General features: G+C 42.2%; 15 protein-coding genes and 2 pseudogenes. 1 reads left to right on the top strand and 16 read right to left on the bottom strand.

Going from position 1 to position 19,963, the window contains the following annotated elements; translation table 11 throughout:
* Window positions 1-74 precede the first annotated feature (74 nt).
* Window positions 75-293: a hypothetical protein gene (locus HC965_RS23925; protein WP_044653248.1), complete on the top strand. Its 219-nt coding sequence runs from the start codon at window positions 75-77 to the stop codon at window positions 291-293.
* A gap of 23 nt (window positions 294-316) precedes the next feature.
* Here HC965_RS23925 and HC965_RS23930 read toward each other — a convergent pair whose 3' ends face one another.
* From HC965_RS23930 to HC965_RS24005, 16 genes and pseudogenes are all read right to left on the bottom strand, one after another.
* Window positions 317-781, bottom strand: a complete 465-nt coding sequence (locus HC965_RS23930; protein WP_223855004.1) for a DUF3795 domain-containing protein — start codon at window positions 779-781, stop codon at window positions 317-319.
* Complete coding sequence (locus HC965_RS23935) at window positions 782-1,738, bottom strand: GNAT family N-acetyltransferase (protein ID WP_191033838.1); 957 nt, start codon at window positions 1,736-1,738, stop codon at window positions 782-784. It abuts the gene before it with no gap.
* 208 nt (window positions 1,739-1,946) lie between these two features.
* Window positions 1,947-3,512 (bottom strand): DUF3857 domain-containing protein, encoded by a 1,566-nt coding sequence (locus tag HC965_RS23940; protein WP_191033839.1) that lies wholly within the window; start codon window positions 3,510-3,512, stop codon window positions 1,947-1,949.
* 6 nt (window positions 3,513-3,518) lie between these two features.
* Complete coding sequence (locus HC965_RS23945) at window positions 3,519-5,474, bottom strand: DUF3857 domain-containing protein (RefSeq protein ID WP_191033840.1); 1,956 nt, start codon at window positions 5,472-5,474, stop codon at window positions 3,519-3,521.
* A gap of 92 nt (window positions 5,475-5,566) precedes the next feature.
* Window positions 5,567-6,143: pseudogene (locus HC965_RS23950) on the bottom strand (GNAT family N-acetyltransferase).
* A gap of 6 nt (window positions 6,144-6,149) precedes the next feature.
* Window positions 6,150-6,302 carry a hypothetical protein gene (locus tag HC965_RS23955; RefSeq protein WP_191033841.1) on the bottom strand — a complete coding sequence of 51 codons (153 nt, stop codon included), beginning with the start codon at window positions 6,300-6,302 and terminating at the stop codon, window positions 6,150-6,152.
* Between the two features lie 664 nt (window positions 6,303-6,966).
* Window positions 6,967-8,340 carry an MATE family efflux transporter gene (locus HC965_RS23960; RefSeq protein WP_191033842.1) on the bottom strand — a complete coding sequence of 458 codons (1,374 nt, stop codon included), beginning with the start codon at window positions 8,338-8,340 and terminating at the stop codon, window positions 6,967-6,969.
* Between the two features lie 143 nt (window positions 8,341-8,483).
* Window positions 8,484-8,981: a hypothetical protein gene (locus HC965_RS23965; RefSeq protein WP_191033843.1), complete on the bottom strand. Its 498-nt coding sequence runs from the start codon at window positions 8,979-8,981 to the stop codon at window positions 8,484-8,486.
* A gap of 162 nt (window positions 8,982-9,143) precedes the next feature.
* Window positions 9,144-9,872: an alpha/beta fold hydrolase gene (locus HC965_RS23970; RefSeq protein ID WP_191033844.1), complete on the bottom strand. Its 729-nt coding sequence runs from the start codon at window positions 9,870-9,872 to the stop codon at window positions 9,144-9,146.
* Between the two features lie 64 nt (window positions 9,873-9,936).
* Complete coding sequence (locus HC965_RS23975) at window positions 9,937-10,464, bottom strand: GNAT family N-acetyltransferase (RefSeq protein WP_191033845.1); 528 nt, start codon at window positions 10,462-10,464, stop codon at window positions 9,937-9,939.
* An 11-nt stretch (window positions 10,465-10,475) separates the two neighbouring features.
* Entirely contained in the window at window positions 10,476-11,102 is a 627-nt protein-coding gene (locus HC965_RS23980; RefSeq protein WP_191033846.1) for a CatB-related O-acetyltransferase, read from the bottom strand.
* A 218-nt stretch (window positions 11,103-11,320) separates the two neighbouring features.
* A complete protein-coding gene (locus HC965_RS23985) occupies window positions 11,321-12,205 on the bottom strand; it encodes a hypothetical protein (protein WP_191033847.1) in 885 nt (294 codons plus the stop codon).
* Window positions 12,206-12,226: 21 nt separating this feature from the next.
* Complete coding sequence (gene ccsA, locus HC965_RS23990) at window positions 12,227-14,692, bottom strand: cytochrome c biogenesis protein CcsA (RefSeq protein ID WP_191033848.1); 2,466 nt, start codon at window positions 14,690-14,692, stop codon at window positions 12,227-12,229.
* A 32-nt stretch (window positions 14,693-14,724) separates the two neighbouring features.
* On the bottom strand, window positions 14,725-18,207 hold the full coding sequence (locus HC965_RS23995; protein ID WP_191033849.1) for an SUMF1/EgtB/PvdO family nonheme iron enzyme: 3,483 nt from the start codon (window positions 18,205-18,207) through the stop codon (window positions 14,725-14,727).
* A gap of 45 nt (window positions 18,208-18,252) precedes the next feature.
* Window positions 18,253-18,828 (bottom strand): annotated as a pseudogene (locus HC965_RS24000) (hypothetical protein); the annotation flags it as partial.
* A 30-nt stretch (window positions 18,829-18,858) separates the two neighbouring features.
* Entirely contained in the window at window positions 18,859-19,953 is a 1,095-nt protein-coding gene (locus HC965_RS24005; protein WP_191033851.1) for an endoribonuclease L-PSP, read from the bottom strand.
* Window positions 19,954-19,963 lie beyond the last annotated feature (10 nt).

Genomic DNA, 19,963 nt, shown 5'->3' on the forward strand with positions numbered 1-19,963 from the left:
TCGAATAATTCTATTTCAGGACATTATTCGGCGTACCTTTGCACTATTCAACAACAAAAAAACAGTTTAGAACTATGGAAGAACAAATACTGATTTTCCGAACCTCTATCAAGAGCTCGCTGGATATAAAACATATCGCGGCTCTCTTTACCCTGTGTCCTCAAATCAACAAGTGGAATGTAGACCTTGAGGACTGGGAGAAAATACTAAGAATAGAATGTCAGGGGATAACCTCGACAGAAATTTCAAAGGCATTGCGTGCAATCAATATTTTTGCCCGGGAATTGGAGTGAAGTAAAAAGAGATGCCCCGTCACCTAATAACGGGGTACATCTTTTATTTCTTCATAATATTTCTCGATTCCGATTTCCCGCATCCGTTTGTTAATCGTCACAAACCTTTTGTATAAATGTTCGTCAAAACCTGTATGTTCACAAGGGAACTGACTGCATTGGAAACAGAACTCGACTTCTTTTTCCTCACTGCATGCACGGACATTGCAAGTTTTGAACAACTTGCACTTTTCTTTTCTACATCCCTGACAAGAAGCGACAGAGAAATAATCCAGCATTTCCTTAAAGTCAGGATACTTTGCAAAGACCGGCTCGTCAAGCATACCTACAAAACGCTGTGCATACACTTCAAAGTTACCCAGCGACTTTTTTAATTTTGTGCTATGACAGGATATGTCACCTTCAGTAAACGCAAAGCATTTTCCACAATGCAGGCCACATGGGGCAATGCGTTTCTTTATAAATTCACGTTCCACGTTTTCCATCATTTACTCTTCTAAAATTAATTCCATTTGTATGTCTCCCCTTTCGTAGGTGGTATGATATTCAGGAAGTTCCTTGAAACCCAACTTGCGATAAATATGAATGGCAGACTTTAAAAGCGTATTACTTTCTATAAAGACCTTCTTACCGCCAAGTTCCTTGGCCTTCTTTACAACAGCCTCACACAATAGCACCCCGATACCTTTTCCTTGCACCACAGGACTGACAGCAAGTTTGGCCAGTTCATAATCGTAAACCGGATTATTCAATTTGCACAAAGCACATACACCAACCGGTTCATCTTTATAAAGGGCTACAAAAATAAAGCCGCCTTTATCCAAGATATATTCCTGTGGATGTTCCAAGGCTTTATAATCGGCCTCTTCCATCCGGAAATAAGCAGTTATCCACGCTTCATTAAGAGCCCGGAAAGCGGACTGGTAGCAAGATTCATAAGGAACTATCCTTATATCCTTACTCACACGTTCTTTTTGGGCTTCTTTTACCCGTTCCAACAAAGACTTATCCGATAAGAGATTTTCCCATTCTTCAATAGCCCGCCAAAGGTCATTCCGTGTTTGCCGCGTGATTTGCTCAATAGCTGTCGTAACATCTATACACTGCTCCGCAAAAGAGTTGGACATTTTTTTTCCTTTGGCAGATAACATCACCACATTTCTTCTCCCGTCGGATTTATCTTTTGTCTCTTTCACTAATCCTTTAGCCACCATTTCTTTAATAATATTGCTCACTGAAGGATGAGAATGTCCAATCTCCTTTGCAATAGCCGTAATGGTTTTTGCCTCTCCTTGTGATAAAACAAAAAACACAGGAAACCACTTTGGTTTGAGATCTACTCCAAACATTTTATAGATTGCAGCTGCATCTACTGTTATTTTATCGGTCAGCATGCGTAATCTGCTACCGATAGCCAATTTGCCCGTCTGATTAAAAAAGTCCATATTTTTACTAGTTTCGTCATTAAATACGTAATTGATTACGCAAATATATCGGCTTTTAATCAAACATACAAATATTTCCCAATAAATATGTAACCAGTTACACATTTACAGTACGAACATATAATAAAAAGACTCTGCCGGAACAATGCTACCTGCATTTTGCCCGACAGAGTTTATCGCAAAACTACGCTAATTTTATCAAATAGCTTTATTGGGCAGATTGAAAGAGTAAAGTGGTTTTATCAGTATCCATCCATTCTGCCATCAGACGATAATATGCCGGATACTCTGCCGGAGTTATCAATTGTTTTTTCAGTTTTAAGGTACGGACAATCTCTATTTTATCCGCTGTTTTTTTCACTGCCACTTCTATCGTTCCAATCGCATTTTCAACCTTTTTATCGGTCGGTAAAACTACCGGTTTCATTTTATCTGCTATATTTATGACGCAGGTATAAGTCTCGTCGGGCAAATATCGCAGAAGCAGATTAACAGGACGAGTCGTATTCATGGTCGTAGCTCGTGCATCATAACCAGCCCATCCGCTACGGGCTTGTGGTAAGCTGAACATCTGATAACCATCGTTCAGACTCTTTCCTGCTTGCGAAGTCACGTTTAGCGTATCTGTTCGTGAAACAGCATGGAAAAGTGGTTTCAAGCTTATCGGTTGTGCATCCATATTGACAACGGAAACAAAATCCTGCATATCGGCAATCGTATGACTGTCTACAAATAATCCGCTGACAGCAGCGAGTCCTGCCGCATCTTTATCTTCTGTTTTAGGAAAAACTGCTTTTATTTCTGTTTGCACACCGATAGCTTCTTGCAAAGCGACTAATAAAGCGGCTTTCTCCGCTTCTGTCCCATAAGCCGAGCGAATGACTTCGGCAGCCGGGCGTAAACGATATCCGGTTTGTGATAATGACAAACGGCAGTTTCCCAGTCCTTGCACGTAGGCAGCAAGTATCTGTTTTTTCTGCTCCGTGTTTTTTGTATTGGCTGTCAACTTCTGCGCTAATTCGGTAATTTCCTCTCCATTATCTCCCATCTGCTGTTTAATCACTTTCAATGCATCGGCTTTGGAAGCATACGTGGAAGCTACAATAGCCTGCACATTGCCGGCAGGCAAAGAAACGTCAAGCATACGGGGACGCGGTTGCACGTTTCTCAATGTCCAGGTTACTGTTTTTACACCATCAGTCGTTTTCACTGCCGGGGCAGCTTTTCCATTCAACAATTCATAATGCAGAGGTTTGCTTTCGGGCACTGACAATGAAAAGGTGTATTCTTTAATTGGAGAAAATTCTTCTATCTGTTCGCAAACATCCAGTTCGGGCAGATATCCCGGACGGGTGATAACGGAGTAATCCAAATAAATGGTAGCTCCCAGTTCCAGTCCGGTGTGGACGACTACCATTTCTTTCAAACCATTATAGGCCGGAGCATCTGCCGCCGCAGAAGGAAGTACTTCTACAAATGCGTTGGCAGGAGTTTTTACGATAGTCCCGTCTTTTTGGCGGGTATAGGATTCGTGTATCTTCAATTCCTGAAACTCCGGATTGTAGATAATAAAACTCTCACCATACAAACTATTCATTGCCGCGTGGGTAAATAATGTCAGTTCTTTTTGTACACGCATCTCCTGACTGCCGTCAGTATGGATGGTATAGGACTTGTTTAATTTCCCGAACTCCGCTTCGGAAGCTGCCTGCATCGGTAATGCCATAGACAACAGCATTGCCAGGACAGCTATATAATAATGTATATTTTTCATTCTGCTTTACTTTTTAATCACTAAATAGTTATCATACGCCTTGTGGGCATTTACGGCATTGCGGAAACTTGTCCAATCAGAAGCTTCATAAACACGTTTTTTTAATGCGAGCCTGTTATGGAGCAACACTTTATTGCCTTTCTGCATCAATGAACCTTCGAAATCGGCTCCCGTACCTTGCATTGTTTCGTTTCTGCTGTCACTTACCAGTTGATAGCCTGCCGGAAGCTGAATGGTTTCATCCAGTTCGACCAAGCGTGAGCAACCGTCTTTGAAACCATACTTACGATTTTCTACCGAAGTGTCAATACGCAGATAGGAACGTACCTGATTATAAAGGTTATTCATTACCATCGGGCGGAAGAACATTTCTTTTTCTCCCTTCAATGCGTAATCGGGTATCTCATAGCGGAAAGTAATCTTAATGGGGGCTGACTGATAATCTTTAGGATTTTTACCATAATCCACACTCAACAGTCTGGCTTTCGGGGAGATGGCAAGTAGCTGACGTTCCATCGTATTTTTCCATTCGCTTTGGAATCCGGTGGTAAAGATACGACGGATATTGCTGTCGCTCTGTCCTTCGGCTGTAAGGGTAAAAGTGCCCCGCAATGTGCCATCCGCTTCCAGGCGATTGTCTGCTTTGATACGTACATAGTGATTTTCGGGGGCTGAAACCGGAGTGATACATAAATCAGAGCCTTCGGGTACGCCCGGCAGATAGTTTTGTTGCTGTTCGGCACTGCTCCACAGTTCGCGGCAGAAAGGAACCCATGTAGGGTCAAGGGGCATATAAGTCCCATTGGATAATTTCACCACTGCCACACAGTGATTAAAGTGGTCGGCAGGAATACTCTCTACCCGACTGCCCGCCATCGTCATAGCGGGATAGGCTTCGAAGCCTGCCATACGCAAAAATGAAATCAGGGTGCCTGCTATGTCTTTGCAAACTCCGCAACGGTCGGTATAGTTCATTTCCGTGTTATGGAGTGTATACCCTTCTCCTTTTCCCATTGAAATGCCTGAATAACGGATGTTATCAGCCACCCAATGAGTTAGCACGGCAATCTTTTCCATTTCGGTTTTCTTGCCTTTTATCAGTTCATCCACTTTTTTCTGTGCAGCGGGGAAGGGAGCAAAACTACCGTAGTCTTCATTCACTTTATTGAACCACAATGATTTATCTTCCCATTGAGGAGTAGAGGACATCATCAGTTTGGGAGCAGCATCGAAAAGGTCTACCATATTCGGCTCTTTCGCAAAGGGCATCATCTTCTCCATCACAAAGGTATATGCCTTGCGCCCGTCTTCATAGCGCATGGACGAAGTACATTCTCCCTGATAAAACTGAAATTGCATTTCTTTCTCCATCGGAATGGATACTTTATAAACTTTACATACAGTGGGAACGGTGCTCCAAAAAGGAACAATATCATAGAATTGCCCACGCATAGGCGGAATAAAACGGGAATCGTCTTCCTCACCGGCTCCAAGCAGTGCATAGGTAAAACCCTTTTTGGCAATTTCGTAATCTACGATGTCACCGGGCTGCAAAGCACCTACTTCAAGCATTATTTGTCTCGCTCCCCAATAAATCGCCCGTGCGGGAGCAGCATAATCACAAGTTTTCTTCACATCGAGTTCTTCTACCCGACCATCCGCACGATAAATGGTTGCATGTTTGAATTCGGCATAAGCAGTTAGCGGGTCATAGTCATATTTAATTATCCGGTTAGTCACCGCTCCTTTCGGAGTCTGTACCTTGATTACTTTACACACGGCAAAAGAGCCTTGCCCGGTAGGTTGGACAGATACCAGCGTGCTGTCCAATAATGTCACGCAATCGGATTTTCTGTAAGTCTTTTCCTTCGCAATCTTTTCATAAGGTTTCCAGCTTTGAGCGAACGCCGTAGCCGAAACAAAAAAGAAACAAGCGAATGTGACCGATAGTTGTTTTCTCATGTTTTCTACTTAGATTTTGTTTACAAGGGCAAATGTAAATAAAATCTTTGGTTTTGTAACAGTCTATCAGGTTCTTATAACAGCATCTCCCCTCAAATAACTAAATCATCATCGGCAATCGTAGCCAAATCAAAATATAGCAAACGGGTAGCAGCGTCAGCATCTTCTTCATTCAAAGGTATGAAACCATTCTTCTGATAAAAAGGGATAGCGTCGGCATAGGCATCTACAGTCAAGAAACGGCATCCAGTCTTATTGTCGATAATGAAATGACTTTTGATAAAGTCAAGCAGAAATGACCCCATATGTACGCCTTTTGTTCGCTTATCAACACCCAAGCGGCAGATTTTTACAGCAGGATAACTCTTCAAAGCGCTTTTCATTCACAAAACGGTGTTTACGGAATCGGTTGAACTCTGTTTTGCTTTCAAAATCATTCAAAGAAATCTTGTCGTTTGCCAAACTGAAATAGGCAGAAACGGGATGATTGTCTAGCTTTTCTTCTACCACATAGCTTACTGCCAGCAATGTCTTTCTATAAAAGAGAGATTCACTCAAAATAAAATCGTTCAAATCGGCATCACCGCAATCGAACGATTTTACAATTTCTTTCTTATTCAAACGACGTACCTCGTATATCGCATGAAATGTTTCTTCTGGCAATATCATAATGAATCAAACCTTAAATGCTTTCATCACGGCTCTATAATGTGCCAACCTTCTTTCCCGTTCTTCTTTCGTTTCTTTAGGAGGATTTTTCATCCTTTCCTCGAATCTGCGGGCATCTTCCCCAAAAAGTATAGGGGTTTCCTTAATCGGTCTTGCCATTTAGCTATCCTCCTTTCTACTGGTTTTGTTTTATGATACAAAGGTAAGCATTTTGGTATAGAAGAGCAATTATATGGCTGTTTTTCCTTAGTTTCAACACAATCCTTTTTCAAAAAAGTATTATAGAACCACTATATAAATGTGCTATTTTTAAGATTCCACAAGAAAACAATCCATTCAAAAATTATAAACCAAAGAAAAAACTGCATAAATTCGTGCAACAATATACAAAAAAAACAGTTATTATCGTATAAAGCTATATAGTATATGCACTTTTATCCACCGATAAAGCACCTGTTTGTTTAAAACCAACGGGGTGTTCCTCGGTGAGGAACGCTCTCTTCCTCACCGAGGAAGCTACCTTTCATCGGTGAGGAAGAAATTATAGAATGATTCCAACTCTAGTTTATTAAGAAATGATAGCTAAGCCAAAGTAACAATACAGACTACTATCATCAAAAGCACAGTCCAAATAGTAAGTAAAGCAAAGATTAGTAAAGCATTTTACTCATCATATTATTCAAACGGTAAAAAGACGAAAGTCACAAATGGCAAATGCAGGAGTTTTTATGCCCTCGTTCATAGGAAAACGAAACCACAAGCTTCCTTTACTGCTTAAATATTCGTTTTTTAAGAAAGGACGTTTTTTAATCAAACGATCCTTCTAATTCGCACGCAAAGAATTTCCCTTGATTTTTCCCAGTATTTTAGGGAACTGCCAAAAGAATAGCAAGGTACAACAGATGGCGGCCGTAGCATCGGAAATAGCTTCGGCTGCATAAACTCCGGTTACTCCCATAAAATGCGGCAATATTAATGCTAACGGAATCAGCAGGATTGCTTTGCGCAGCAAGGCTATGAAAATAGATATTTTTGCCTGTCCCAAGGCTACAAACATATTCTGACAGGCTCGCTGTAATCCGAAGATAGTCATACCGCCCAAGAAAACAGGCATTGTCCAGCGGACTGTTTCTATCAGTCGTTCATCACTTGTAAAGGCGGAAGCTACTGTTGAGGGGAATAGAATCATAAATAGCATCAATAACAGGTTGAATGAGAACATGGTTATCAATGCGACACGGAAACAGTCTTTGACACGTTGCTTATCACCGTGCCCGTAATTATAGCTCACAATAGGAACGAAACCTTGCGCAAATCCGGTTAACGGGACACTTGCAAATTGCATCGCACTTTGCAGGATGGTCAATGCGCTGACATAAATATCTCCAAAATCTTTCAGACTGCTGTTCAGAACAAAGCCGACCAAGCTTTCGGTACTTGCCATAATGAATGGTGATACGCCCAAAGCAAATATAGAAAGCAGAATCTTCCGGTTCAACGTCATGTAGCGTTTTTCCAAAGGGAGAGAAGCACGTCGGGAGAAAAGGAAAGTTAAAACCCATACGGCACTACATGCCTGGGAAAGTACTGTAGCCAGGGCTGCACCTTTCACTCCCATATCGAGCCAAAAGATAAAAATCGGGTCGAGGACGATATTCAGCAGTGCTCCTATTAATACCGAACACATGGCGATAGTAGGGCGTCCCTGTGCATTGATAAAAGAATTCAGACCTGTGGATATTTCTACGAAGATAGTTCCCAATAAATAGATAGAAAGATAGTCGACAGCATACTCCAATGTATTTTCCGAAGCTCCTGTAAAGAGTAGAATCGGTTCCATAAAGGTATATGCGATGAGAGAAGTAAACAAGGTGAATAGTATCAGCAGGATAAAACCATTACCCAGGATTTTTCCAGCGCGTGAACGGTCTCCCTGTCCAAGTGCGATAGCCGCTAACGGCGCACCGCCACCCCCTACTATCGCTGAAAAAGAAGAAATCAGTATAACAAGCGAAGTCGTTACTCCCACACCTGCCAATGCATCCGTACCAATTCCCGGGATATGACCAATATAAATACGGTCGACCATGCTATAAAGCAAATTAACAAATTGAGCCGCCACTGCCGGAAGTGCCATCTTAAAAACAAGCGGCAACATGCGCTCTGTCCCTAGCCGTGCTTCATATTTATTTATCATCTCGAATCTTCTTTTCTCTGTAATCGGCTGCAAAGTTACAAGAAAAAGAGGTTGGACGGCTTAGAAGATTGAATAAAATAGATATAATACTCTTCGCATAACAAGAAAAATCACGCCTGGTACGAATACTTATTTACCGGACACTATAAAATAATCTTAATATAAGCCGTAGCCCCATCAGTGGTGAAATTTACATTGTCATTTTGATGAATAACCTGTAAAGGTACGGTTTCATATCCTTCAACTTCCCAAGTCGTTTTGATTGTATGAAATTCATCATCACCATATAGCGCAGGGATTTTTATTTTAATAGTATATCCTCGGGTATGTTTCTTATTATATTGATTAAAGATGCTCATATCACTCCAATCAATGCTTAAAGCGCCTAAATTAGGAATATAATAGACACTAGCCTGTAGAGAAGCATCCGAAGCAGAAAGGTTCTCTATTTTCACTTCCAGTAAGTCTTTCCTTTGAGTTAAGTTCATTGATTCGGCGGATTCAGGCAGTTCCAACAATGTTTTAAACAAATTAAGACCTTCTTCATTCTCGTATGTCAACATTATATCCAACGGATGAATAGGGGGAGAGTCCTCTTTTGAATCAAAACAGGATGAAAACAGGAAAAACATACTTATCATAAAAAAGACCATCTTGTTCATTGCCGTATATCTTTTATCAGGATTTCTATCTTTAGAAGATACGTTTTTTCAACGCTGTCTTCTTTTGTCATTGTTATTTGTACGTGAATCTATCAGCATACTAATATATAAATGCAAATTTAGCAATAATACTGCATCCACTTATCGCACAAATTCATAAACATACCGATTTATGAGATTGTGTTGTTCTTTCGTTCCATTCTCTCCCATATTGGTATGCGTTACTCCATCCAATTTCACTACTTTCATATGAAATTGCTCCTGCTCTTGTTCAGTGGGTAGTACTCCTGCATCCGCATCATAATCGCATCCTCTTAATGTATACAACCGGGGCTTCTCCGTTCTAGGCATAATCATTCTGCGATGGTCCATAGATATGGCTTTATCTATTAACTGTTGATATTTTGTAGCAAACAACATGGTCATATCGCCACCATTAGAATGTCCTATCAGTATAAGTTTATCCCAGTCCAATTGTGGTTTCAACTTCTTAAACTCCTGAATGGTGAAATATATATTTGCCACTCCCCTTTCCCAATTCGGCATACGGGTTTGCATAAAATCACCTTCCATCGCCAAGAGAGAATCATTCGACAATTCATGTTGTATGCTTATTACATAAAAGCCTTTTTGTGATAAGAACCGTGCCAGATAAGAATAGGTCTGATTAGATTTGCTATTCTTATTTCCATCATAACCGTGATTGAATATAACAACTTTCGTTTTTGAGTTTACCTTCTGTGGCTGATAAACAGCTATGGGTATCACTCTGTTTCTTACCCCGTCAAACAAGCAAGTTGTAAATTCCGTTTGTGAGAAACAAGAGAATGTTGATAGTAACAGAATGAATATGATAGCCAGTTTCTTCATGTGGATTATGTGATTGTTTATTATGCTACAAAATTACATAGAATAAAAATATCCAAGCAACAATTCAAATGATTTTCTCGTATAACTTGAACCAGTCGAGTCCATATTTACCTAATCCCAAATCTACTGTATCAATAAATTCGAATCCACATTTCTCGTATAGAGAAATGGCAGGAAGATTCTTCTCGTAGACATCCAGGCGAACAGAACTCATTCCTAATCTTTGAGCCAATTCTAATGAATAATCCATTAGTGCACGTCCAACTCCCATTTGTAAAAAGGAAGGATGCACAACAAAAGTACGCACCACAAGAATGTGGCTATAATCTATGTCTATTTTCCATTTGATATTCGCATAAGCCTCTTCAGGCTGATGATTCAGAATGACTGAACCAGCAATTCTACCATCACATCGTGCTACAAAAAGACTGTTTTCACTCACACCGGCAACGGCATCTTCCCGAATCGGATAGATGCCTTTTATCCAACCAGGATAGTTAGTGGTAGCTGCCAGGTAATCATTCAGTTCATCATAGAGGTTCTCCAGTTCATTTATATCGGAAGAGGTTCCGGGTTCTATTACAAATTCCATATGTATATTGTTTATTTCTTCATTAGTTCTTCAATTTTTCCGTTCATGATGAAAGGGAGACATTCGGTTATCTTGCTGATACTCCAATCCCACCATTGCAGTTCCTGTAATTTGGCAATCGTATTCGTATCAAAACGTTTTCGGATTTCTTTGGCAGGTATGCCGCCTACTATCGTATAAGGGGGAACATCTTTCGTTACCACTGCCCGTGATGCGATAACTGCTCCATTCCCAATATGTACTCCTGCCATGATAACAGCTTCATAGCCTATCCAAACATCATTGCCAATTACGATATCACCTTTATTGTCCCAGGCGGAAGCAACTTCTTTTTTATCCAAATTCCATTCTTCGAAGAAGATGGGAAATGTATAGTTGGACAAAGATTTTAATGTATGGTTCGCACTGTTGAAAAGGAACTTAGCTCCGCAGGCAATAGAACAGAATTTTCCTATTATCAACCGGTCTTTGTTGATGGGATAATGATATAAAACGTTGTTCTTCTCAAAAAGAACCGGATCGTTTACAAAATCATTGTATATCGTATAATCACCAACTGTAATGGCAGGGTTCTTGATTACCGTATTCAGATAAATAGTCTGAGAATCATTGGTACGGGGATATATTTTCGTATTCATTGTGTAATAGCTTCTTTAAAAATGGTTTCAATATGGTTTCCCAAATAGAATAATGAAATAACTTGCGACTTATGTGAAGTCACAAAGAGTTGGGACAACAGACTTTTCCATTGTTCACAATCCATATGAGCGAAGCTATTTACAGAGTTGCCATTTCATTGCGTCAGAAGAATAGGATTTATATCACCTGACAAATGTACAAAATAAATTGTCTGATACTATTTTTTGATAGGACAAACAGAAGAAATCATACCGAATTTACCTCTATCATTCAGTTGCCATACCACTTTACCATTTGAATCAATCTCTACCAATTGAGGATGTTTACCCTTACCGGCTTCACGGTCATGTCCTTGCCAGTTGCAAATATAAAGTCCGCCTTTTTTCAAAGGGAAAAGTTGAGCTACAAAAAATAGTTGTAACCCGTCTATATCATTGGCATTTACCTGACGGATAATCTTGTTCGAGCTAGCATCCATCTGCACGAAACAGTGAGCATCCCCGCAAGCTACCAAATAGTCGCCATTTTTTAGGAAAGCAGTGGAGAAAGGAGTACCGGAGAGTTTTATGGTATTCAGCAGTTTACCGTCAGATGCAATTTCGCGCACTTCAGAAGTAGCAAATAAAGGAACAAGATAATTTCCCTTTTTATTCTTATTTATTTGACGGAACTGTGAATGGGGACGTTCGATACCTGTTTCAAATTCAGTTTTCGAAAGAATTTCCCCTTTTGGATTTACTTCTAAAATGGTAGACGGATGACCGCACCAGGCAATTAACGCATTACCGTCAGGCAATATACGTGCAGTCTGCATCTCACAACCCGCAGGGGCAGCAATGTTCCAAAGTTCCTGTCCGTCACGGGTTATCATTTTTGCTCCTTTGGAGTAGGAAAAGAGGATTTCTCCTGTTTTTGTAGCTGCTACCGAGTTACATTCCCATCCTTTTTCCAAAGGATACTCCCATACTATTTCTTTTGTTTCTTTATTTATAATGGCAATTTTGTTCCAACCGGAGCCACCCAACAATAAATGTTGGGGTGACTTACTCTGAACAATCGGTGACAGGCACAATAGAGTAAATAATAATATAAGATTCTTCATAGTATTCTTCATTACGTTCGATTAATTATTCTGTTTTTGTTTTCCCATGAAAGATAGAATTCCAAGCAATGCCACCAGAAACACCGATGCAAAAAGATAGATAAATATACCGCCTACATGGTCGTTTTGACCATAAGAATGCATACCGCTCAAGAAATAATTCACTCCGAAGAATGTCATCAGTACGCTATAGAAAGCAATCACTGAAGAGAGATTGAACAGCCACAACTTGTTTCTGAACGGCATCAAATGAAGATGAGTGACAATGGCGTAAACGACCATTGTAATCAGTGCCCAAGTCTCTTTCGGGTCCCATCCCCAATAGCGTCCCCATGATTCATTTGCCCAAATAGCTCCAAGAAATGTTCCTATCGTCATCAAAGCAAGTCCAATCAGGAGAGACATTTCATTTATGATACTCAATTCTTTTATTCGCTGTATCAATACCGACTTTCTAAGACTCATCATCACCAGGTTGACTAATCCAAGCAGGCAACTGATACCGAAGAATCCGTACGCACCCACAATAACGGCTACATGAAACATGAGCCACGGTGATTTCAGAACAGGAACGAGTGGATTGATTTGCGGGTCCATCCAGTTCAGTCCCGAAACAAATAAGATAGTCCCACCGAACAGTGTAGCCAAGGCAAAAGTCAGCAGACTGCGACGGGCAAACAGTAATCCTGCGAAAACTGTAGCCCAGGATACATACACCATTGTTTCATATGAATTGCTCCACGGGGCATATCCTGCGATATACCAACGCATTCCCATTCCGTACATATGAAAAAAGAAAACAGCTAGAATAGCGACACAAAACACCCAACCTGACAAACGTATCCAACGGATACGCTTAAATAAAGAAGCGAAAGCAGATACCAGCAGTAAGCCTCCAAAAATCAAATATCCTTTCTTACACTGGCTGAATACATCCAGACGGTTATACTTTATCTCTGCTTCCATCTTTTCGGGAGTAACACCTTCTATCTTATTCTTTGCCTGTTGATAAGTAGAAATCATGCCTACTATTTCATTCGGTTTTGTCCAGTCGCCACTCTGAAAAGAAGTTTGCACTTCCTCTGCATACCAGGTCAGGATACGGGAGACAAACATCGAATCTTTCCCCGAAAACGCAGACAAGTCATCGCCTGGCGCATACCATGTATGTTGCGGGTCGTCTTCCTTCGGAAAGAGATTTAATAACTGCCAGTTGAGTAACTGATGAAAGATATTGATTTGTTCATCAAACTTTATCAGTTCTTTATCGAAACGCGTTCGTGCAGAAGACATCCTGCCATAGGCTTCTTCTAGTTTCTCCTGCAATTTATAATTCCCATCGTCATCAAATACATCCATATAAGCGCATTGTTGAGAGGGAAGATGATAGAAATCACTCAATTCTTTTCCGGGAACGGCAATAAAAGGTACTTGCGTCCAAAGTTCCGGCATTACCAAGACACTAATCAGAAACTGGTCGGAATTTAAAGAACCGAATGTATCCGATTTATGTAATTTCCGTAAGACTTCGGACGAGAAAGTGTTGGCGGGAAGTACACGTCCTTTTCCCGACTGAAGGGGCAATGCACCGAAACGGGCGGCATGTCCGGCATTTATGACGTTCTTCAAAACTGTTTCTGTTGCTTGTGCTTGCATCGCTTCTGTCGCTCGAATCGAAGTATCGTTGGTAACTTGCGTCGAAGTATCGTTAGCATGAACCGACAAAGAAGAAAGTACGGACAATATCAGGAGAACTGAACTACGTAATTCCTTCAACCTGCGACCGAGCTGCATAAACCGCGAACGCTTATCCACAAAGCATAAAACCAGCCCGAGTAACAAAACAGCGTATCCGGTATAAGTGATTGTACGTCCTGCCACATCACGGTTGACAGAGAGCACTGTGCCCTGTTCATCCTGGTCATAAGAAGCTTGAAAGAAACGATAGCCTTTCACATCCAGCACGTTATTCATATAAACCCGCTGGGAAATGACTTCTTCTCCCATATGTACCAGCAACTCGCTTTCATAGGCGGACGGACTGGACGAACCGGGATAACGGGTCAGCGTAAAATTCATCAGTTCTACACTAAAAGGAAGCGTATGGTAAGTCACTCCATCGGCATGACGGACGGCAAAGCGGTTGCTCGTCTCTCCCTCACGCAAATGCAGAATACCTTCCTCACCATAAAGGTGGGAAACCAGTGCTCCCAGCAGAATGATAACGAAAGCGCCATGAGTAATCAACATTCCCCATTTTCGCATTTTCAGCGAATGTTGTCGGATGGCGATAGCCAGCCAATTAAGCACCAGCAGAAATTGAAGAAGGAAAAACAAAGGAGAACAGTACACCATCGACCTGGCTACCTCACTTCCTTGATACTTTTCAATAAAAGTGGCGGCTGCCAAACCAGCACCATAAACAAGCAACAATACAATTGTAGTTGTTGAGGATGAAATCAGCCTTTTCAGATTTGTTTTTCCCATTCAAATACTCACTTTATCTTCAATATACTCACTTAATCTTCAATAATGACACGGAAACCGACATTGAACACGCATTGATAAGGATAGAATCCCTTACGCGAATAAGCAGTAGAATGTTTCGGACGTTCAATATACGAACCGCCACGAACTACTTTATATTCGGAAACCTTTTTCGAATTCTCTTTATACGGATAGGGTACATAATCCGAACGCGTCCATTCGGCAACATTGCCATGCATGCAGTATAATCCGAACGGGTTGGCTTCATATTTCTTTCCGCCTACCTGAACCAAACTGCCATCATCCACATTGTCAGCCTTTGGAAGGAAGGTATAATACTTATACCAAGGCGATTCGGGCGACATCGGTTGCGGGTCGACTCCAATCACAGCAAACTTGTTAGTTGTCACATCGGCCAAATTATCTTTCTTACCGAAATCAGCATTTAAATTACCGAACCAAAAGTCCTGGTCGCTACCGCCACGGCAAGCCCATTCCCATTGTGCCTCGGTTGGAAGCGTGATGTTCAGTCCGGTCTTTTGACTCAATATCTTGCAATATTCCATTGCGTCATTATAACTTACCCGGATAACAGGCTGTTCCGGTTTATTGGCAGGATAGCCCGGCACTACATGGTCTTTCCACTGCTGGTCTACATAGCGGCTGTCGTGCTGCGGGAATACAGTGTTATACTGCTGATTGGTCACTTCCAGTTCACCCATCCAAAAGGCTTTATCTATCTTCACTTTGGTAGTAGGATAAGCATCCGGTTCACCTTCGTAACTGCCCATAACAAACTCACCGGCCGGAATACGCACAAATGTCATTTGGATGCCCGGTGCTATTTCCAACACCTTGACGGTTTCTTTTTCACCGGCTAACAGTTCCTTTACTTTATCCGCAGTAAACGGCCATCCTTTTACCTTCTGTACCTTCTCTTTCACAGGGGTGGTTTTCTCCGGCATTACCGGTTGTATTTCACCTTTATTCTTCAGTTGGCTGGCATAATCGGCAATTTCCTTTTTCCAGTCCACTCCGGCTCCACCGGCATATTTATCGGTCAGTTGTTTACGGCGTTCTATCTGATTGTATCCCTGATAAGGGAACGACGTCAACACATTGGCATTGAAATATCCTTTGTCGGGGGCATTATAATCAATCCAGTTATAAATTTTCCGCCACTCCGCATCCGTCAGTTTCACATTATAATGTCCTTTCTTCAAAAGACGAACCAGTTCACTGGTATTCGGATGATATTCATAAGGATAAAGCACTACCATATCCCCTTCACCACCCTGACGATGTACATACGGATGAAGATTGAGGTAAGATGTTCCATATCCTTTCTTATCCTTCTTGCCGCCACGCAGGTCGAACGCTTTTCCCTCACCGTTATGGCAGGCGATGCAGGCACGATCCAAAATCGGCTGTACTTCCAGGTCAAAGGTAAACGAGCGGATGCCGCCTTCAGGGGGAGTCAGAGCGTGCGGTGCTTTTTGCGAAGCAATCACACGTTTCGGTATGACAATCTGATTTTGATTTTCATGGCATCCTACGCAGGAGACCATCTCTCCCGGTTGCCCGGTCAGCCAGCTGCGCATCCACTGTACGGCTACTCCGTCCTTATCCAAAGGCTGGATGGATACAGGAGTATTGGCAGGGATTTTAAAGATAACCGAACCGTCTTCTTCTACCGGAACAGTTCCCAGCATACGCTTGATATCCCATCCCGACTGAATGCCATGCCAGTTATGGTCGGATTGTGTCTGTACATAAGCATATTCATAAGCGTGCAAACGAAGTGACTTCACTGTTCCGCGCGGAATACCTTTCAGCCCTTCGCCTTCATAAATGTCCTGTATAAAGACGGTTGCCTGCTTATCGTCCAACTTCACCCGGTCGGGGATGGCAGGCGGAGTCACCGTTTTGCGTACGGCTATCGGACTGATATATCCTTCACCGTCCATCTTGTGCAGGCAAGTTACGTTATCGAACTTATCCACCAGATAGATTCCCCACAAATCATTCTTATCCAGTTTTGCGGTGACCAGGAAGTAAGTATCATTAAGTGGAGAAGGCTTGATAAATTGAGGCCATACACCATCTACCAACCTGTCTTTTACTTCTTCAACGATAGGTCGGTTGCGGTAAGGAATCTCCTGCAACATACCGGCTGCTCCTTTACGCGCCTTAGCCGGGTCGAACAGAATCAGACGACCGGAACGTGCCACTCCGTGATGCCCTGAAATGATACCGACAAAAGCGGAACCATAACCAGGTAAGGGCTGCACGTCAAATGTACTGTTGGGGAACATCGAGCCACTGCCGTACAGTGCTTTTTGTTCCGTACCGTCAGGATTCATATTCATTACGATACGGGTGTAGTAGTGAGTAAGGTCTGTGTATTCCCAGCGGGTATACATCACACGCCCATTATTCATTATCACCGGATTCCAGTTGGCATCCTGGTCGAATGTCAGACGGCGCAGATTTTTATTCTGTGGTGTATAGAGCACCATATTCCCTACCGGGTCACTACCGTTGACACAAGGAACTCCCTGATAACCGATATTCGAATTGGCGATGATACGTCCATCCGGCAGATAAGTACCGTCGTAAAACTCCAAATCCGGTTCAGGATTATCAATCAGTTTCTTACAATCACCACCATTCAGTTTCACTTCAAATACATTCCAGCGATTATCAGACATGGTTTGGGTAAACATAGCACGCTCCCCATCCCAATGCAATTTCAAATCAGCGATAGAGGAAGTATTGGCAGGTTTATAAACCGTACGAACCTGCACATTCTTACGCAAATCACTTAATTCAACAATATCCGCTTCAAAACCTTCCCGACGGGCTGATTCCTGGTTACTCCAGTTATTCGACTGCGTACCAAGTTCGGGAGCCATCGCCCGGCGGTCCCTGTTTCCTAATTTATAACGGACGGTCAGGACTTTGTCTCCATCCAGCAACGGATTAGCCAGCAGGATAGTGCGCTTATTGGCAATCGCCTTTTCCGCATTTGCCAAAACAGCCTCATCACCGCTATAGATATTGCCGAATCCCTTCTTCACTTGTTGTTCCAGCTCCGTCAAAACAGGCTGATACTTTACAGCGTCGAATCCTTCAAGCCGCTTCATATCTTCATATGCCAGTCGAACGGCTTCCATATTCAGCCATTTCAGTTCGTTCTGTAACAGGAGCATGCGTTGCACTTGTTTATACAACTTTTGATAACCGGTAATTTGAGTTTCGACTTTCTTTTCGGTTTCAATTTGTTGAACCGCATTCTTCACAAAAGAAGCGTCTTTCAGATAAGCAGCCTGCTTCAAGACGAGCTCGCGTTCGGAAGAAGCATCGACAGGTTTCTTCGATGGGTTTATAGCCGTCGATACAGTTTTTTGTTTTGCGGAAGCATTCGTTTTAGTATTCTTCTGTTGAGCCGCAGCCACAGAAGTCAGTAAAGGAAATACTAAAAACAATACTAATGTGTGATACTTGTTTTTCATGGTGGTTTGTTTCAGTCGAATCTATGCTAATTCGAAATATTCAGTTTATAACGCAGCAGTCGGATGAGTGAAACGCAGTCCGGCATTATCATGGTAGTTGGCCCATTCACAGACAACAGCGCCTTCCGGCCCTGCCATCATAAAGTGAAAAGTTTCCATTTCTTTCAAGCGTAAGATATCCCCTACTTCCTGTTTTACACAATTCTTGCTTTTAATAGGTCCATGCGTGGCAGGAACTGCCGGAGCATCCGGGGTAGTCTCTCCTATCTCAGAGAAGTTGTAAACCCATCCTTTCTCTACCATCCATGATTCATGTTTGGCAGGGAAGTCCGTTGTCACATGAGCATGTTCAGGAATCATCTGTCCCGGAAGTAAGTAAATGGCATGGGCGAAATAACCGTATGTCGGGTCGTTAATCCAAAAGATACCGCCCATACCTACATTTTCGAAATCTCCCAAGCCAAAGTCCGTTACCCACATATTCTCAGCCATAAATCCGGTAAAAGGGATGTCATAGTGAACAAACATTTCCTTCATTGCTTCAATAGCAGTCTCTTGTTGGAACACGCCGTTCTTATAGAAATCGGCATTGGTGTACTTTTTCAAATTAGTCATCGTTTTTATCTGTTATTATTTATATTAGTATCGTATTTATTCTATCGCTATTCCTTCTATTTCAATCAATAGTTCTTCCCTGCATACGCCGGCTTGCAGGTAGGAAACGGGAATATTCAGTCCATAGCTTTCAAGTCCCCGCCTTGCAAGCTCATAATCCGACTTATTCTTCAGGTAGACACGCAACATCATCAAACGGGCGTTGTCTATTAATTGGGCGATATTCTCCATCGTAATCTGCAACTGACGTTCCAGGCCGACTCCTTTCAGACTTTCTTCTCCGCGGATAGCGGCTGTTCCTGAAATATAGACCAAACGTCGGTCATAAAAAGTCATGCTCTTGGCACGTTCAAACTTCGGAGTAGTCTTTTTCTGCCGGGCTTCTTCAAGCACTTGTTCAGAATAAGCATGGGCGGCAACCTGCAATTTATTATCAATAGGAGTGGCGAAAGCATCAGACGTATGAAACACCGCGGCATCTACATCAATCAAAATACCGCCCAAGTCCATGCCGATTCCCGTAGCGGCAGGATACCCTTTCGACCAGTCGCTTTCCGCATAGAACGCTGTACGCACATTGTTGAATGACTGGTAGTGCTGACCGGCTCCGTCATATCCGGTTATCCGTTCTATATAATTCCATTGGCGAATAATACTGCTGACAGGAAACGACTCCTTATCCAATACACCTCTCAACTGCCGGAAAGCTACTGCCGACTGTTGTTCTCTGTCCGTACAGGATTCATCCCCTCGAAATCCGCCCGCAAAAAGGAAACGTCCCGATTCATTTTCCACCAATACATAAGAAATGTCCTCATATCGGCGATACGAAATCCGTTCGTCCGTATCGGGGCGATAACTGTGCACTTCCAATACTAAAGGTGCATCTAGTACCGGTTGTGAGACATAGCTAAGTGCAGGTTCGCAATCTCCGAAAAAACGACGTGCCTTCCTCTTGAAAATCTGACGCCAAGCGACATATTCTTCTTCCAAAGCAGGCGTACCGAACAAAACCAGGCGTAGCACGCTCTCTTTTTCGGGCAACTGCGACAATAAATCGTCTATCATGGACGAAAAATCATTTGCAGAAGCAATGTACAGGGAGTAATGTATTTTATCGCAATAATTCATAAACCTTCTT

The sequence above is a fragment of the Bacteroides sp. GM023 genome, assembly GCF_014750685.1.
Classification (GTDB): Bacteria; Bacteroidota; Bacteroidia; order Bacteroidales; family Bacteroidaceae; genus Bacteroides.

Coding starts and splice junctions, on each gene's coding strand:
- HC965_RS23925 (WP_044653248.1), top strand. CDS start 75: ATGGAAGAACAAATACTGATTTTCCGAACCTCTATCAAGAGCTCGCTG.
- HC965_RS23930 (WP_223855004.1), bottom strand. CDS start 781: ATGATGGAAAACGTGGAACGTGAATTTATAAAGAAACGCATTGCCCCA.
- HC965_RS23935 (WP_191033838.1), bottom strand. CDS start 1,738: ATGGACTTTTTTAATCAGACGGGCAAATTGGCTATCGGTAGCAGATTA.
- HC965_RS23940 (WP_191033839.1), bottom strand. CDS start 3,512: ATGAAAAATATACATTATTATATAGCTGTCCTGGCAATGCTGTTGTCT.
- HC965_RS23945 (WP_191033840.1), bottom strand. CDS start 5,474: ATGAGAAAACAACTATCGGTCACATTCGCTTGTTTCTTTTTTGTTTCG.
- HC965_RS23955 (WP_191033841.1), bottom strand. CDS start 6,302: ATGGCAAGACCGATTAAGGAAACCCCTATACTTTTTGGGGAAGATGCC.
- HC965_RS23960 (WP_191033842.1), bottom strand. CDS start 8,340: ATGATAAATAAATATGAAGCACGGCTAGGGACAGAGCGCATGTTGCCG.
- HC965_RS23965 (WP_191033843.1), bottom strand. CDS start 8,981: ATGATAAGTATGTTTTTCCTGTTTTCATCCTGTTTTGATTCAAAAGAG.
- HC965_RS23970 (WP_191033844.1), bottom strand. CDS start 9,872: ATGAAGAAACTGGCTATCATATTCATTCTGTTACTATCAACATTCTCT.
- HC965_RS23975 (WP_191033845.1), bottom strand. CDS start 10,464: ATGGAATTTGTAATAGAACCCGGAACCTCTTCCGATATAAATGAACTG.
- HC965_RS23980 (WP_191033846.1), bottom strand. CDS start 11,102: ATGAATACGAAAATATATCCCCGTACCAATGATTCTCAGACTATTTAT.
- HC965_RS23985 (WP_191033847.1), bottom strand. CDS start 12,205: ATGAAGAATCTTATATTATTATTTACTCTATTGTGCCTGTCACCGATT.
- ccsA (WP_191033848.1), bottom strand. CDS start 14,692: ATGGGAAAAACAAATCTGAAAAGGCTGATTTCATCCTCAACAACTACA.
- HC965_RS23995 (WP_191033849.1), bottom strand. CDS start 18,207: ATGAAAAACAAGTATCACACATTAGTATTGTTTTTAGTATTTCCTTTA.
- HC965_RS24005 (WP_191033851.1), bottom strand. CDS start 19,953: ATGAATTATTGCGATAAAATACATTACTCCCTGTACATTGCTTCTGCA.